General features: G+C 31.2%; 11 protein-coding genes and 3 tRNA genes. 6 read left to right on the top strand and 8 right to left on the bottom strand.

Annotated elements, in window-relative coordinates:
* The first annotated feature begins 99 nt into the window (after positions 1-99).
* The 4 genes from ACNI3C_RS08445 to ACNI3C_RS08430 are packed head-to-tail and all read left to right on the top strand — an operon-like array spanning position 100 to position 6,095.
* Positions 100-1,326, top strand: coding sequence for a TolC family protein (locus ACNI3C_RS08445; RefSeq protein ID WP_419769369.1), 1,227 nt, complete (start codon positions 100-102; stop codon positions 1,324-1,326).
* A complete protein-coding gene (locus ACNI3C_RS08440; RefSeq protein ID WP_419769368.1) occupies positions 1,323-2,387 on the top strand; it encodes an efflux RND transporter periplasmic adaptor subunit in 1,065 nt (354 codons plus the stop codon). The genes ACNI3C_RS08445 and ACNI3C_RS08440 overlap by 4 nt, the downstream gene beginning before the upstream one ends.
* Positions 2,388-5,495: an efflux RND transporter permease subunit gene (locus ACNI3C_RS08435; RefSeq protein WP_419769367.1), complete on the top strand. Its 3,108-nt coding sequence runs from the start codon at positions 2,388-2,390 to the stop codon at positions 5,493-5,495.
* 9 nt (positions 5,496-5,504) lie between these two features.
* Positions 5,505-6,095, top strand: a complete 591-nt coding sequence (locus ACNI3C_RS08430; protein ID WP_419769366.1) for a TetR/AcrR family transcriptional regulator — start codon at positions 5,505-5,507, stop codon at positions 6,093-6,095.
* Between the two features lie 25 nt (positions 6,096-6,120).
* On the opposite strand, the gene ACNI3C_RS08425 is transcribed toward ACNI3C_RS08430, so the two are convergent.
* On the bottom strand, positions 6,121-7,572 hold the full coding sequence (locus tag ACNI3C_RS08425; protein ID WP_419769365.1) for an acetyl-CoA carboxylase biotin carboxylase subunit: 1,452 nt from the start codon (positions 7,570-7,572) through the stop codon (positions 6,121-6,123).
* Between the two features lie 126 nt (positions 7,573-7,698).
* On the opposite strand from ACNI3C_RS08425, the gene ACNI3C_RS08420 reads away from it, so the two are divergent.
* Together ACNI3C_RS08420 and ACNI3C_RS08415 are read left to right on the top strand one after the other, a co-directional pair.
* Positions 7,699-8,574: an AraC family transcriptional regulator gene (locus tag ACNI3C_RS08420; protein WP_419769364.1), complete on the top strand. Its 876-nt coding sequence runs from the start codon at positions 7,699-7,701 to the stop codon at positions 8,572-8,574.
* Between the two features lie 42 nt (positions 8,575-8,616).
* Positions 8,617-9,480, top strand: a complete 864-nt coding sequence (locus tag ACNI3C_RS08415) for a DUF808 family protein (protein ID WP_419769363.1) — start codon at positions 8,617-8,619, stop codon at positions 9,478-9,480.
* Between the two features lie 9 nt (positions 9,481-9,489).
* Here ACNI3C_RS08415 and ACNI3C_RS08410 read toward each other — a convergent pair.
* The 7 genes from ACNI3C_RS08410 to ACNI3C_RS08380 all read right to left on the bottom strand — a co-directional run bounded on the left by ACNI3C_RS08410 (position 9,490) and on the right by ACNI3C_RS08380 (position 16,203).
* Positions 9,490-9,578: transfer RNA gene (locus ACNI3C_RS08410), tRNA-Ser, on the bottom strand.
* Positions 9,579-9,675: 97 nt separating this feature from the next.
* A tRNA-Gly gene (locus tag ACNI3C_RS08405) sits at positions 9,676-9,752 on the bottom strand.
* 58 nt (positions 9,753-9,810) lie between these two features.
* A tRNA-Gly gene (locus tag ACNI3C_RS08400) sits at positions 9,811-9,887 on the bottom strand.
* Positions 9,888-10,226: 339 nt separating this feature from the next.
* Positions 10,227-12,086 (bottom strand): Eco57I restriction-modification methylase domain-containing protein, encoded by a 1,860-nt coding sequence (locus tag ACNI3C_RS08395; RefSeq protein WP_419769362.1) that lies wholly within the window; start codon positions 12,084-12,086, stop codon positions 10,227-10,229.
* A complete protein-coding gene (locus ACNI3C_RS08390) occupies positions 12,083-12,838 on the bottom strand; it encodes a hypothetical protein (RefSeq protein WP_419769361.1) in 756 nt (251 codons plus the stop codon). The genes ACNI3C_RS08395 and ACNI3C_RS08390 overlap by 4 nt, the downstream gene beginning before the upstream one ends.
* Positions 12,828-13,919: a hypothetical protein gene (locus ACNI3C_RS08385; RefSeq protein ID WP_419769360.1), complete on the bottom strand. Its 1,092-nt coding sequence runs from the start codon at positions 13,917-13,919 to the stop codon at positions 12,828-12,830. The genes ACNI3C_RS08390 and ACNI3C_RS08385 overlap by 11 nt, the downstream gene beginning before the upstream one ends.
* The gene (locus ACNI3C_RS08380) at positions 13,912-16,203 is read right to left on the bottom strand and encodes an ATP-binding protein (RefSeq protein WP_419769359.1); all 2,292 of its coding nucleotides are present in this window, start codon (positions 16,201-16,203) and stop codon (positions 13,912-13,914) included. The genes ACNI3C_RS08385 and ACNI3C_RS08380 overlap by 8 nt, the downstream gene beginning before the upstream one ends.
* Positions 16,204-16,575: the final 372 nt, after the last annotated feature.

Below are 16,575 nucleotides of genomic sequence, written 5' to 3'. Positions count from 1 at the left end.
AAAATAGTATCACAATTAAAATTAAAAAACTATATCTTCTTAGAAAGATACATTTAAGTTATTCTATGTTATCTTTCCAGCAAGATATAAGGAGCACAAGTGAAAAAATTATGTATTATTTTTTTAATGCCTATTTTTATGTGGAGTCAAAATTTGCATGAATTGTTAAATTTATCCCTTAAAAATAAATTCATTAATGCATATGAGTATGATTTGGAATCATTGCAATATGAATATAAAGGCATTAAAAGCGGATATTATCCAAAAGTAGATGTGGGTGCAAGTTACTCTACAACCAACAAAGAGACAGCAACAGTTCCAGACAAAAGTTCGCAATCGTATGGAAAAGTGAGTTTTACACTCTTTGATGGTGGCAAAAGAGAAAACACCTTTTCAAAATATAAAAGCAGCATAAAAAGCAGCCAATCCACACTGGAATCGGTAAAAAATCAAGTGGCTTTAGATGTCATTACATATTATTATGATTATCTCTCTTATTTGGCACAAAAAGAGGCAAAACAAAAAGAGATTGAACAACTTGATGCACAATACAAAAGATTGAGCAATTTTCTGGATGTAGGGACTGTGACAGAAGATGAGTTACAAAAAATCATTTCACGGGTACAAAGTGCCAACGTTGATCTGCATGAAATTGAACTTCAACTTCAAACAATTGTGCATAATTTAGAATATATTACAGGTGAAAGTGTTACAATAGAGGCAGGCTCAAATGTTGAAGAACCACAAAATACAAGCAAAATGCAAAGAGCCGATATTGAAGCTTTAGAGTATGATTTAAAAGCCAGTGAAAGCAGTACCGATATTGAAAAAAGTGATTACTTTCCAACAATAAGCCTAAACGACACATACTCGTATTATGATTCAAATTATAAAAGCAATCAGTACAGCAACAATTTAGATGAACAAAATATTTTTTCAGTCAACTTAGCTTGGAATATCTTCTCTTTTGGGGAGACCATGAATAAAACCGAATCTAAGTACAAAAAATATTTAAGTCTAAAATCAAACTATGAATATGAAAAAAACAAAGCCAATGTCGATTTACAACTGGCAAACAAAGCATATGAGATCGGTAAGCTGAAAATTGAATCGGCAAAAGCCGGTTTAGATGCCGCGCAAAGTGCATATGAAGTGATTAAATCAAAATTCCAAAATGGATTGATTGACAATGTCGCTTATTTAGAGGCATTGACTGAAAAGTATGATGCCATGAGTGTTTTAAAAAGTGCCCAATATGATTTACAAATCAAAAAAGCGACAATTATTTATTACACTGGAGAAAATTTAAAGGATTATATTAAATGAAAAGATTATTATTGACAGTTATGACGATTGTATTGGGATTTACTGGATGCAACGAAGAACAAGCTACAAATAAACCTGCACAAGCACAAGAAAGACCCGCTTTACCAGTAAAAGCTTTTACCGTAAAAGCAGGAGATGCCATCATCTCAAAATCTTATCCGGGTTTGATTACGCCTTTTGAAGAAGCAGATGTAACTGCCAGAGTTAAAGGTATTTTGGAGAAAAAACACTTCAAAGAAGGAAGTTTGGTTAAAAAAGGGGATTTACTTTATACGATTGAACCAGATACCTATAAAGCCAATTTAGATCAAGCTCAAGCCAATTTTAACAAAGCAGATAAAGATTATATAAGAGCCAATGCACTTTTAAAAAGCAAAGCCATCAGTATTCAAGATTACGATACTTATGAATATACCTATGAAGATGCGAAAGCAAAATTAACCGAAGCAAAAATTCAATACAGCTATACGAAAGTGGTTTCTCCTATCAGTGGAATTGCGGGAATCAAACAGAGTGATATTGGGGATTTAGTAGGAAGTGATGCCACAAATACTCTACTTGTTACTGTAACTTCAGTTGATCCTATTCATGTAGAGTTTTCATTATCAAACGATGATATTGGTACCTTTCTTTCACAAGTGAGATCAAAAAAAGCAACCATAACTTTAATCAATAATGGAAAAAGATATGAAAATGGTACCATTGATTATATTGCGCCAAAACTGGATACACAAACCGATACTTTACTTTTACGTGCCAAATTTGATAACAAAAATCAAGAACTGCTTGTGGGAGAGTTTGTACAAATAGAGTTGGGGAATTTGAACATTCCAAACATTTATATTATTCCAGAAGAGGCTCTTCTTAAAACAGCAAAAGGAAATTTTGTATATCTTGTTAAAGATAACCAAGCAAAAATAACTCCAATTGAAGTTGGAGCTCTATTAGAAGAAGGTGTGGCAATTAAAAAAGGACTCAAACCCAATGATGTAGTTATCATCGGAAATATTGCAAAAGTACGGCCAGATACCAAAGTACAAATTGTAAATGAGGCAAACTAAATGTTTTCGTCATTTTTTATTAAAAACCCTGTTTTTTCAGCGGTTGTATCAATAATTATTGTTTTAGCAGGTTTGATTTCAATAATCAACTTGCCCATTGAACAATACCCCAGAGTTGTTCCTCCACAAATTATTGTCTCAACAAACTATCCAGGGGCAAGTGCTGAAACCATTTCAAAAACAGTAGCAGCCCCTATTGAAGAGCAAATCAATGGTGCGAATAATATGCTTTACATGAACTCAGTTGCTGCAGATAATGGAAGCGTAAGTATTAACGTATTTTTTCAAGTTGGAACCAATCCAAATGATGCAAAAATTGACGTCAATAACCGAGTACAAGCAGCCTTATCAAAACTGCCAGAACAAGTTCAACGTCAAGGGGTCAATGTTCGAGAACGATCGCCTAGTATGTTGCAAGTTTTCATGCTCTACTCTCCTGATAACAGCCGAGACATTACCTATTTATCAAACTACACTTTGATTAATATCGTAGATGATATCAAACGTATCAGTGGAGTAGGAGATGCAACAATATTTGGGGCAAAAGATTATGCCATTCGTGTTTGGATTGATCCACAAAAACTTTCAAATCAAAATTTGACAACTGCAGATGTTATTAGTGCCATTAAGGAACAAAATGCACAATATGCTGCAGGTAAGTTTGCAGCAGAACCAATGAAAAATAAACAGATGTTTACCTATACACTTCAAACGCCTGTACGACTAAGTGAGCCAAAAGAGTTTGGAGAGATTATTATTCGTTCAAATAAAGATGGAAGTTCACTGCACCTAAAAGATGTGGCAACTGTTGAGTTGGGGGCACAAAGTTATAACATGACCACTCAATTAAATAATACCCCAGCCATTCCTGTTGGTATTTTTTTACAAAGTGGTGCCAATGCACTCGATACTGCACGTGCGGTTGAAAAAATATTGAAAGAGGACAGTCAAAAATTTCCAGAAGGTGTGGCGTATAGCATTCCGTATGACAGTACGACTTTTGTTGAAATTTCAATCAAAGAGGTGGCAAAAACATTCATTGAAGCCATTCTTTTAGTTATTGCCATCATATTTTTATTTTTACAAAACTGGAGAGCAACACTTATTCCTATTTTAGCCGTACCTGTTTCAATTATTGGAGCTTTTGCGGGAATGTATGCTTTGGGATTTAGTATCAATTTACTGACTCTTTTTGGTTTGGTTCTTGCCATTGGAATCGTGGTCGATGATGCGATTATTGTAATTGAAAACGTTGAGAGGCATATGAGTGAAGGCATGAGTCCAAAAGATGCAGCATATAAAGCCATGAAAGAGGTATCCAGTGCTTTAATTGCCATTGTATTAGTACTCTCTGCTGTATTTATTCCTGTAGCCTTTATGGGTGGTTTAAGTGGTGAAATGTATCGACAATTTGCCATTACCATTGTAGTATCTATTGTTATTTCTGGATTTGTGGCATTAACATTAACGCCCTCACTGTGTGCATCCATTTTAAAAGCGGATCACACCAAACCACAAGGATTTTTCAAATGGTTTAATGAACTTTTTGAAAAAGCAACAAAAGGGTACTCTTATCTGGTCAAAAAATCGATTCGATACTCTTTAATCAGTATTTTATTGTTTGGTGGATTAATTTATATCTCATACGATATGTTTGATAATATGAGAAAAGGATTGGTTCCCCAAGAAGATCAAGGAACTATTTTCTTATTCAGTTATAACCCTCCGGGTTCATCACTGTATCGAACAGAGAAGTTAACTACTGAAATTAACAACACTGTTTTAAAAAATGAAAATGTAAAAGATATTATTACCCTAGCAGGTCTTGATTTAGTTACTTTTGGACAAAGAACGCATGCGGCTGCAACCATTATTAAGTTGAAAGATTGGGATCAAAGACAAAGACCCGATCAACAAGCAGATGTTATTAATCAAAAGTTCAATGCTCAACTCATGGGGACAACCACCGATGGATTTACTTTTGGAGTACTCCCTCCCCCAATTATGGGGATGAGTCTTTCAGGTGGATTTGAGATGTATGTACAAGACAGAAGTGGTGGAACGGTACAAGATTTAAATAAATATGTGTCACAAATTATTGAAAAAGCCAATACACGACCCGAATTACAAGGAGTAAGAAGTTCACTTAATGTCAATATTCCACAATATTCCATCAAAGTGCATACTCAAAAAGCCAAAGCCAAAGGGGTTGATATTGCTGAAATTTTCTCAACATTAAGTGCCACTTTAGGAAGTTATTATGTCAATGATTTTAACTTATTTGGACGTACGTATAAAGTGAATTTACAAGCTGCCAGTGAGTACAGAAAAGGAGTTGATGATTTAAAATTCATTTTCGTACGTGGCAATAACGACGAACTGGTTCCTATTAGCTCTTTAGTAGATGTCGTACCTACTCTTGGTGCAGATTTAATTGAAAGATTCAACCTATTTCAAGCCGCAAAAGTTTCAGGTCAGCCTGCACTTGGATACAGTTCAGGGGATGCGTTAACTGCCATTGAAGAGGTATCAAAAGAGGTATTGCCACAAGGATACACCATAAGTTGGGTAGGAACAGCATTCCAAGAGAAACAAATTTCAAGCAGCAGTGCCCAAGCCTTTATATTTGGAATTATCCTATTGTTCCTCATCTTAGCGGCACAATATGGAAAATGGCTGATGCCTATTTCAGTTGTTTTAGCCGTTCCATTTGCGATTTTTGGAGCGATTTTAGCAACCTTGTTAAGAGGATTAGAGAATGATATTTACTTCCAAGTGGGACTCTTAGTTTTAGCAGGACTCGCAGCTAAAAATGCCATCTTAATCATTGAGTTTGCCTTGCAAAAACAAAAAGAGGGAATGAGTGTAATGGATTCTGCTCTTGAAGCGGCCAAAATCAGATTACGACCCATTATTATGACCTCTATGGCATTTACATTGGGAGTTGTTCCTTTAGCCATCAGCAGCGGTGCAGGAGCAGCAAGTCGACACTCAATTGGTACAGGTGTTATTGGAGGAATGTTGGCAGCAACCTTTTTAGCCATTATATTTATTCCACTGTTCTTTATTTTGGTTTCTAAATTAAGCAGAAATACAAAAGAAGAGTAAGGAGCATTTATGCCTCTTGTCGTCAATAAAGAGAAAAAAAGAAAGTGCATTGCACTTTCTTGTCAAGAGATACTTTACAAAAAAAACCTAAAAGATTTAACCATAGCAGAACTTGCACAAGAGGCCAATATTGGGAAAGGCACTCTTTATGAATATTTTCAAAATAAAGAAGAGATGGTTTTGGTATTAATTACCCAATTGTATGAAAACTTTAAACTCAAAATATGTACCCAAATTGAACAAAAAAAAGAGATTAAAGAAAAAATTGAACTCATTTTTACTCTTCTTTATGAAGATGAGTTCAACTGTTATCGTAAAATTTTTAAAGAGTTTATTGCTATTTCATACTCGTGCAATAATGAGGCCATTATAAAGTTCCAGAAAAATTGGTATGACGACAATTTCAATCTTTTGTCTCACCTAATTCAAGAAGGCATCAATCAAAAAATATTTCCTCCTAAAAGCATCAAAATGGTTGATTCAATCATTAATACCATGGTGGGATTTTTTATTCTCTCTTTTTATACTAAAACCATAACACAAACCAAAAAAGACATTCACGCATATATAAACACTTTATTTGATTCAAAAAAGCAATAAAGAATTTCTCTTTATTGCTTTTTACTTAATGTCTCACACTGATGTTATTCTTTTTGATTTTTTCAATAAGTTGATGAATGGCTTTCATCTTTTTATCCTCTTCTTGGCTGTGTGAAATGGCATCAAGATTAAATTTGTCGAGTTTTTTATCCAAATAACTGGTATCTAACTTTCCTGCTATAAAATCTTCATCTCTGACAATTTCTCGATGTAAAGGGATATTCGTTGGCAATCCATCGATAAAAAACTCATCTAAAGCACGTCTGGCTTTTTTAACAACACCTTCCCAATCCAATGCCCAAACAATGAGTTTCCCCAACATTGAATCATAGTTGGCAGGAACTTTGTACCCTGCATACAATGACGTATCAAGTCTGACACCAGGACCTCCTGGTGTCATATAGTTTGTTATCTCTCCGGATGATGGCATAAACTTTTTCTTTGGATCTTCTGCGTTGATTCTAAACTCAATGGCATAACCTCTAAATTTAATCTCTTCTTGAAGAAATTTAAGTTTGTCCCCTTCGGCAATTTCTATCATTCTTTGAATAATATCAATGCCAGAAATGAGTTCAGTTACAGGATGTTCTACTTGAACTCGTGTGTTCATCTCAATAAAGTAGATATTATCTTCACTGTCAACAAGAAACTCAACCGTACCTACACTTTCATATCCCAATCGAATCATGGCTTTGGTTGAGACCCGATATAACTCTTTTCTCACCTCATCGTTTAAAAGAGGAGAAGGTGCAATTTCAATGACTTTTTGATGTCGTCTTTGAATTGAGCAATCTCGCTCTCCTAAATGAACCACATTCCCATATTTATCTGCAATGACTTGTACTTCAATATGTCTTGGGTTTTCAACATATTTTTCAATAAAAACATCCCCTTTGCCAAAATATTTTTTCGCTTCATTCGTAGCTGATTCAAAGAGTTCATGAAAATCTTTTTCAGCTCGAACAATTCTCATTCCTCTTCCACCACCTCCAAAAGCAGCTTTTATAATAATAGGGAAACCAATCTCTTTGGCAATCTTTGCGCCTTCTTTGATATCTTCAATGGGTGTGTCTGTCCCTTCTAATACCGGAACACCGATTTTTTTCATGGCTACTTTTGATGCCATTTTATCGCCAAAAAGAGCAATGTGTTCGGCTTTTGGACCAATAAAAATAATGCCATTGTCCACACAAGCTTGTGCAAACTCTGCATTTTCAGATAAAAAGCCATATCCAGGATGAATGGCATCACAATTGGCTTTAAGTGCAAGGGAAATAATATTGTCATAATTCAAATACGCTTCAATTGGATTTCCCAATATAGGGTAACACTCATCGGCTTTTCTTAGCCAAACGCCTTGAACATCAACTTCAGAAAAAACAGATACACTTTTAATATCCAACTCTTTACATGCTCGTATAATTCGTAAAGCAATCTCACCTCGATTTGCAATCAGGACTTTAGAAATCTTTTTCATCTTTTTTCACCTTTTTTAAATTGTTCACTATTTTAGAGTATTAAAAGGAATAGTTCTTCCTCTTTTTTGCCTATTTTATTGTTTTATAGTGCTAATTTTATAGCTTTTTAGTGCTATACTTAGGCAATGAAAAAAGATACTTTGCAAAAAAGAACCAAAATATCCAATGATATTATGTACTATATTTATACCCATATTGAAACGCACATCGACATTGAAGAGTTGAGCTTTGATTTAGATGTCAGTAAATTCCATATGCATCGTATATTTAAAGAGGCTTTTGGAAAAAATATCTATGAAAGCATCAAATCAATCCGTCTTCAAAAAGCAGCCAATCTGCTTTTAACCAATAAATACTCCACCATCTCCGAAATAGCCAATTTGTGTGGATACAGCTCTCAATCTTCTTTTATAAAAGCGTTTCATCACCGATTTGAGATGAATCCAAAAGCATGGAAACAAGGGGGCTATAAAACCTATTCAAGCAGAATTTTGCAACAATCACAAAAAGCAATGCTTTCAACCGCAAGCTTCAATAATCTTACTCCCACCATTGTAAAAATGCCCATTTTTGAGAGTTTTTATATTCGAAACAAGGGGTACAATGTCAATGTCAAAGAGACATGGCAAAAACTGCAAACGTGGCTTTTAACCAACAACATTACCCACTACAAACAAATTGCACTTTTGCATGATAATCCAACAATTACCCCTCTAAATGAGTGCCAATATATTGCGTGTATCGTCACGCAAGAGCATCAAACCCTCTCAGAAGAGAGATTGCCTCGTTTTAAAATATCAGATGGGGTTTATGCCAAATTTGATTTACAAGGCAAACATGGAGATATGCTTAAATTTATTCATTGGGTTTATCATGAATGGCTTCCCAAAAGCGACTATGAGACCACGACTAAACCCTCCTATGCCATATACAATAAAAACAATTTTTTAAGCAACGACAACGAATTTGATTTGAGTTTTTATGTATCGATAAAATATTAAAATATGGCTATGATACGGTCAATAAAACCAAAAAGGAAAACAATGGCTTCAGGACTCTTTTTACTCTTAGATGATATTGCTGTTTTAGCAGATGATGTGGCAGTTACTACTAAAATTGCCACGCAAAAAACAGCAGGAATATTGGGCGATGATTTGGCAGTGAATGCCGAAAAAGCTTTGGGATTTGCGCAAGAGCGTGAGCTAAAAGTCGTGTGGGCCATCATAAAAGGTTCACTCAAAAATAAAGCCATAATATTGCCTGTTGCTTTTTTGTTGAGTGCTTTTGCGGCGTTTGTTATTCCTTATATTCTCATTCTTGGTGGGTTATATCTTTTGTATGAAGGGGCAGAAAAAATTGAAGAGTATTTTCATCAAAAATCACACACCCAACATAAAGAGGAAATCAAACAATCCACCTCTGAAAATATTTTGGACATTGAAAAAGAGAAAATCAAATCTGCTGTATTTACCGACTTTATCCTCTCCATTGAAATTGTGGTCATTGCCTTAGGAACGGTGCTTGATAAATCATTGCCCATACAAATATTTTCAACGTGTTTTGTAGCACTGGCAGCAACGTTTGGAGTTTATGGCATTGTTGCACTTATTATCAGAATGGATAACATTGGCTTTTGGTTGATTGAAAAAAAGAGCATTGCCGTGGGGAACTTTTTAATTTCACTCATGCCTAAAGTCATCAAGTTTTTGTCTGTAATAGGTACTTTTGCGATGATTTTAGTAGGTGGAGGAATACTTTCACACAATATTCCAAACTTTCATCATCTTTTTATTCAAACTATTCCTGTGATAGTCAATCAAATTATTTTGGGTATTGTTGTGGGATTTCTGGTTTTGATTGTTGTAAAACAGAGTAAAAAAATTTACAGAGTTTCTCTTTGTTTATAACACGCATAATGGCAGATAGGATGGGATTTGAACCCATGGTAGTTATTCACTACATATGCCTTCCAAGCATACTCTTTCAACCGCTCAGACACCTATCCACAAAAAAAATTTATTGTAAAGAAAATGAATTCTTCAGTAAAAAAAAAGCCAAGATTTAAAACCTCAAAAGAAATCTTAAATCTTGACTTTTTTCAATGGAGCGGGAGACGAGACTCGAACTCGCGACAATCTGCTTGGAAGGCAGAGGCTCTAGCCAACTGAGCTACTCCCGCATGGGTTGGTAAAACAATTTGAAAAATTTAAAAGGCTTACCACTTCTTTTAAACTCTATGGAGCGGGAGACGAGACTCGAACTCGCGACAATCTGCTTGGAAGGCAGAGGCTCTAGCCAACTGAGCTACTCCCGCATGAAAAAAATTTTACCGAAATAAAACTTTTTAAAAAATAAATACTTAATACATATACGTTTTATGAAGTGGAAGTATAGTAAATTATACATTAAAATTTACTTATTTAAAAACAGATGCATTACTAGCATTTGCTATACATTCTGTCAAAAAGATTATCCTTACTAAAAATCCTTTTTTTAAAGATAAAAACGACAAATAGACAAGCTGCATTATTAAAAGGAAAAACAAAAAATCTTGTGAACATAAAAAGTTTTATGATAAAATAAAGTTGTTGGCAATATAGGACTAGAAACAGCGAAAATCTGAACCAAGAGTGAAAAAAAGTGAGTCCAATAATTAAGTATCCTGTCCCTTGAATTTATATTTACTATTTATAAATGAGTTCAATTTTTCAATATCATTTTCATTAATTAAATATTCCTTTTCTTTTTCAGTAAAGTTGTAGATACCAAACTCTTTCATATAATTACGACCAAGAGATAAATAGTTTGAAGCATAAGGCTTACTAATACTTTTTACATATAGCCAAAATATTTCTGATTTAAATATTTTTTCTAATAATTGTAGTTCTTCTAAATCATCAGATAATGCAGCCATTCCATTATAAAAATATAAATTTTCATTATCTGATATGCAACTTTGAAATCCTTTTTTTGCTAACTGAGGAAATAAAAGCTTATATTTTGTTCTTTCTAAAGATTGATTTCTCCCAAAAGCATGCCAATGATTATAATTTTCTCCCTTTCCTTTATCTCTTGTTGCTAATTCATTTTTATTTGATAATAAATATTTATAAGCATATGGATATTTACTCTTTATATCATCTATCTCAATTACATTTACTTTATTATCTTCATCATAATAATATGGAAAAATAATTTTTTCTATAAAGTTATCAATATTATCTGTTTTGACTAAAAAATTTGAATTTATAATATCTTTACATATTTCTTTTTCAATTTTTATATTTTCATCAATAAAGTAATATTTTGCAGTTACTTTAACTGGTTTAAAAATATATACACTATTTTTTAGTGTAGCTATTCCACTTTTAGTATTAAATAATTTCCCAAATGGAGTTCCAATCGATTCAATTTTTTTAACAATTTCTCTATTTTTTATATACCATCCATTTTTATTATCTATTTCTAAATATGAATGTTCTTCATAATCAAAACTATTTACTAAATCTTTTTTTCTCAAAGCTTTGTATTTTATACTTGTAGTTTGATTTTTTGATATAAAACATATAGATGTATAAGTCATCCTTGAATTAAATATCTGTTCATCTTCAAAATCAATAATTTTTAAATCTACATTATTATCTTGAAAAAATTTTCTTATTGCTCTACCATTAACACTTTTTATAAAAGAATTAACTGTTATATAACCAAGAATTCCATTTTTATTCAATAATTTATATCCAATTTCAAAAAAAGGAATATATAAATCGGGATGTCCTGTTGAGCAAGTATCCCATTTTGACATTAAACTTTTTGTTTTATCATCCATATTTCTAGAACAAACATATGGAGGATTTCCCAGTATAATATCAAAACCATTATTTTTATTTATTGCTTTATTCTCTTTGTTCCATTCAAATTCTAAGGAATCACCATCATACAAGTTGAATTTAAATACTTCTTCATCATCTCCATGCTCTAATGCTAATAACAATAATAATATTTCTGTTCTTTCAATACTATATTTTTGAATATCTATACCAAATATATTTTCTTCAAATATTTTTTTATATGACTTATTTGTATGTATTCTTAGAAAATTAACTGAATCAATCAAAAATCCACCACAACCACATGATATATCTACAATTTTAGCTTTTGATATATCTTTTGAATAAGAAAGAAAGCATTGAGTAGTTATAAATTCTCTTATATCACAAGGAGTATATATAGCACCATTAATCACTTTATCTGATGGAGATATTACAAACTCAAATAATTCTAAAAGTTCTTCGTAATTAAAACTTCTATCAATATTTTTTATTAAATCAGTAAATTCATTAAGTGATTGATACTCTTCTTTGTCTTCCTTTTGAATCAATAATTCTTTTATTCTTTTATTTTTTTTTACTTCTATTTTTTTTAAATATACGTAAGTAGAAACAAGAAGTCTGTTCATTGAAAAAACTTCTTGTGTATAATTTTTTAAATAATTAAAAACTTGTTGGTTCAATATTTTACCTCAACCAACTGAGGATAAATATCTTTGGAACTCCAAGGTTGAGATATTGATTCTTCAAAATGCCTTGTAATTGTTTTAAAGTAAGGATATACAAAATAAGATTGATATTTTTTTATTAAATTAGTATATTTACCATCTTTTTTAAATTTGTCCCAAATCTTCGGAAAAAAGTTAGATAATACAAAATCAATACCTAAAAAAATATCCATTGGATGATGCATTATTCTAGGAGTATCCATAAATAAAGCCTGTCCTAAGTCAATACTTTTATCTTTGATTTTTCTTCCGCCAAATTGAAAATGATAAATGGGATGTACTTCTTTTGATGGATTATCTCCTTCTATATGCCTATCAAAATGTATAGAATAAAAAGGATTAGAGCTTCTATTATTTTTATTAGTACCAGTTATCCAAATATTGAATTCTAAATGGTTTAATGAATCTTTTAATTCTGGAATTTTATTATGAGTTCCTTTTATCCTCATACTGAACCCTAATCGTAGGTTATCTATATTAGTATGTGAAAGATGAGAAGGATAGTCTATAAATTTAAATTCTAAAGGTTTCAATGAATAGTCAAAGTTTTTAGTTCTTTTTATTTCAGTAGCAATATCAGTAATTTGTTTTGTTGAAAAACAAATAGAATATTCTTTACTTAAAATTTGACTTAAGATATGCAAATCACTTGCCATATTAAGTATAAATGTTTTTTCATTATAATCATCAAACATTTTAATATTCACTTCTAATTGCTTCTAGTCTTTCTCTATCACTAGGATGTATTGTGATTCCTTTAGATTTATGCTTTTGGGTTAAGATAGCATATAGAGAACAGTAATCATACTCTTGCCATGGCTTTGGTTCAATAGGAGTATTAATTTTAAATCCTTCCAGTGGGTCTAAAGGCTTTTCTAATACTTTGCAATATGTCCAAAATCTATTACTATGATTTTCTTCTATTGGTTCTGAAACTGTTAAGTTTTCTAAACCTGTAATTTTTTTTAAAATATCAACTCTTTCATTGGCATCTAAATAAGATAAATAAGTTTCTGTTTTATCATAAAACTTATTATCAATTGAGTGCATCCACCATCTATTCCATCCATCTGAAAACACACCATTATATTTGGTATCTTTAAAATATTCTTTTAGGTGTTTCCAATCTGCAGATTTTTCTATATCAATACCAAACCTTGATGCTAATAATAATTCATTTATTAAAACTCCTGAAGAATAAATTAAATCTTTTAAAATAGTTTGAGCATATTCATGTGTTGGAATAGAAATATCTTCATCATATCTTGCAAATATTCTTTCATCTAACTCATCAAGTGTTGCTAATCCTAATAATTTTTTAATATCTTTTTCTTTATTTATTGTTTTATATCCAGTAGCAAGAGATAATAGTTTTAAAATTGCATTTTTAGGTATTCTAGTCTTCTCAATATATCTATCAAATAAATCTTGACTTGTTAAATCAACAGAGTAAACTTTTTTTAGTTTATCATCAGTCGAAAATAAGACGATAGGTATATCTTTATCTATATTCCCATTCGTAACTAACGTTCTAAGATGTTGAGCATAGACCGTTGCAGTAAAAGGTACTTTGATTTTTTTAGTATCTTCGCTTGCTGTTTCATCAAGTCTTAAATCTAATAATAGTCCATCATATTCTTTAACATATTCTATGAACTTTTCTGTATCTCCTAATTCAACTTCAGATACATGTATAGTATCTACCTTTATATAGTCATTTGATAATTTTTGGGAGTAAGGTTCTCTTATATGTTTTTCTGCATCATCAATATATAAATATTTAAACATCATCTTTATATCCCTCATTGTAATACGGTAACTCTATTCTAATTGTTGTATTATAGTTATTAATTGGTTCTTTTACATAAATTAATCCACCATAACCTGTAATAATATCTTTTATTATTTTTAAACCTAAGCCAGTACCTGTCATTTCTTCATGATTTTTTGATACTTTACCAACTGGTTCACTAGTAGTAAAAAAAGCATTGAAAATTTTATCCCTATTTTCAAGTGGTATTCCAATACCATTATCAGAAAACTCTAAAAATACAATATTTCTTGATTTTCCAATCTCAATGCATATTTTCCCTTTCTGAACAGCAGTCTTTTTAATGGCCTTTCTCGCATTTGTATATAAATTAAATAAAATTGAAGCCCATTCAGATTTATGCATAGGACAAGTAAATAAATTATATCCATTAATTTTTTCTTCAAATTCAAAATTTCGTCTTTGTAAATCATTGGAAATACTATCTTTTAAAGAGTCAACTACACTTCTTAATTCAATTGGAGTTAACTCTCTTTGAATATTCTCTGATATTGCTTCATCAAAATAAGAAGTATATGCATTAATACTTTTTACATTTGTATCTAATCTATCTATTATTTTTATTTCTTCATCATCTGTAACAATATTTCTTATATTTTCTATATCAGCAGATAAAGCTCCTTGATACTGTTTAATCTCGTGTATAAATTCTCCTATAGTAAGTCCTAATCCTGCCAATATTCTTAATAAATTTTTTTCTTCTAATTGCTCTTTTTGTTTTTGTTTTTGTTCTTCTTGTGCATTTCTTAACTTTTGAGTAATATAGCCTATTTTTTCTTTGACATCTTCACTATCTTCTTGATTATTAAAACTTTCTTCATCTTCATTCTCACTTCGAGAGGAAGTCATACTTTCTAATTCTTCAATAATTTCATCTATTTCTTCTTCAGGCTCTTTCTTCCAATTTTTTTCATTTGTTCTAGTTTTTACACCTCTTTCTGAACCTATTTTTGTAACACCATCTGTCAAAATTTTATAGCCAAAGTCAGTTAATTCCTTAAAAGAATCATTTTCTAATAACCCTTCTCTACTTGATAATTCTTCAAATTTATCATCTTGTCCATCAATTTCAATAAAACCAAAAAAGTTAATATTTGCATGAGTCGGTAAAACAGTTCTTCTTCTAACAGATGCATCTAATCCTAACCAATCATTTGGTACTTCTTGATGAGTTTCTCCATAAGGTAAAACTCTAAATCCATTTCTGTATAACCTTATTCCACCTTGTTCTTTAGCTTTTTCATTTATAAATGTTTTTATTTGAGGAGATAAATACTTATTTTCATATACAAAATAGTAAGCTCTTAAATTTACATTTCTTATATTTTTATATGCTTTCTTTTCATTTAATAAGACATCTTTAATGTGATATTTTAACTTTTGGCTTTTGATACTAATTCTCATGTAACCTTCATCATCAATATTACCTCTAATTTCTGCTAATGCATGTTCGAAAAACATAGTATTATCATTAGCAATTACATTAATAGAATCTCCTTCTTTCGTTTTACATATTAGTTTAAATCCTGGGTCTTCTGTTTTAGTCTTAACTTTTGCAAGTGGAAAAGGTTGTAAAATTTCTGAAGCATATCTATATACTCTTTTAATTTGAGGTTCAGTCCATTTATCTCTTAACTCTTTAATAATAAGTCTTGTACCACTTTTTTTATTACGTATTCTATTTCTATATTCAATTTTATTATCAATAAACATTAAATCTTTATCATTTTTAAAATTGTCCCAGTTTATCGTAATTTCAAGCGCTTTTTCAGTATCTTCTGTTTGGGTTGTAATTGTTAGTTGTTTACCTAATCTTTGAGCAGCAAAACGACCTATACCTTTTTTACCTGCTCTTTTTCTTTTATAAGTAGGAGAAAATGGATAATGGATTTTATCACTTGATGCTAATCTCATAAAACCATTAATCAATTGCTCTTTTGTCATTCCAACACCATCATCATTGATAACAATAATTCCACCTATTTCAAGAGTATTAATAAATGTTAACTTAACTCTCCTAGCATCAGCATCATAAGCATTCTTAACCAATTCTGATACTGCAGTTTCATGCCTAGCTACAAGTTCTTTACCTAACCTATCAATTATCCCTGCATCAATTGTAAATCTTACATTATTTTCATCAAATTTTGATAGGTCGGATGACAACTCTAAAATCTTAGAATAGTTATTGGGGTCATTTTCAAGTATATTTTTTAATTCTTCTCTTAACTTTTTTTGCATTAAGTTTCCTAAACATTGAGTAAATGTATTTTATCTTATTTTTTGTTTGATTATTATTTTATAGCTTTAAAAATCATAAATAATTAATCTAAACCAATATTCTAACATCACAAAAAACTAACCACCTTTTTTATCTCAGTGTCTTCATTCAACTTCTACTTTCTAGATTAAGTCTATTCCTCAGGTTTTGCAGGACTTTTGCTTGACTTAGTGTATATTGTTCAGCTCATACAATACTATTAAATTGGAAGGCTTCCATTATCCTAAACCTATAATTATAAATAGGGGTAGATGATAACGATAACCTAATGTTTCAGAAATAAAACATCGGGGTCAGACCCCATTTGGCAACTTTTCTGAAACCAACCTGAA

The organism is Marinarcus sediminis (SeqCode), from assembly GCF_048571275.1.
GTDB classification, from domain to species: domain Bacteria; phylum Campylobacterota; class Campylobacteria; order Campylobacterales; family Arcobacteraceae; genus Marinarcus; species Marinarcus sediminis.
Note: the sequence above shows the minus strand (reverse complement) of the source record. Positions and strands in the feature narration are given on the sequence as shown.

What these genes read in the sequence shown, in the direction of transcription:
- ACNI3C_RS08440 (WP_419769368.1), top strand. Translation starts at nt 1,323, where the DNA reads ATGAAAAGATTATTATTGACAGTTATGACGATTGTATTGGGATTTACT.
- ACNI3C_RS08435 (WP_419769367.1), top strand. Translation starts at nt 2,388, where the DNA reads ATGTTTTCGTCATTTTTTATTAAAAACCCTGTTTTTTCAGCGGTTGTA.
- ACNI3C_RS08430 (WP_419769366.1), top strand. Translation starts at nt 5,505, where the DNA reads ATGCCTCTTGTCGTCAATAAAGAGAAAAAAAGAAAGTGCATTGCACTT.
- ACNI3C_RS08425 (WP_419769365.1), bottom strand. Translation starts at nt 7,572, where the DNA reads ATGAAAAAGATTTCTAAAGTCCTGATTGCAAATCGAGGTGAGATTGCT.
- ACNI3C_RS08420 (WP_419769364.1), top strand. Translation starts at nt 7,699, where the DNA reads ATGAAAAAAGATACTTTGCAAAAAAGAACCAAAATATCCAATGATATT.
- ACNI3C_RS08415 (WP_419769363.1), top strand. Translation starts at nt 8,617, where the DNA reads ATGGCTTCAGGACTCTTTTTACTCTTAGATGATATTGCTGTTTTAGCA.
- ACNI3C_RS08385 (WP_419769360.1), bottom strand. Translation starts at nt 13,919, where the DNA reads ATGTTTAAATATTTATATATTGATGATGCAGAAAAACATATAAGAGAA.
- ACNI3C_RS08380 (WP_419769359.1), bottom strand. Translation starts at nt 16,203, where the DNA reads ATGCAAAAAAAGTTAAGAGAAGAATTAAAAAATATACTTGAAAATGAC.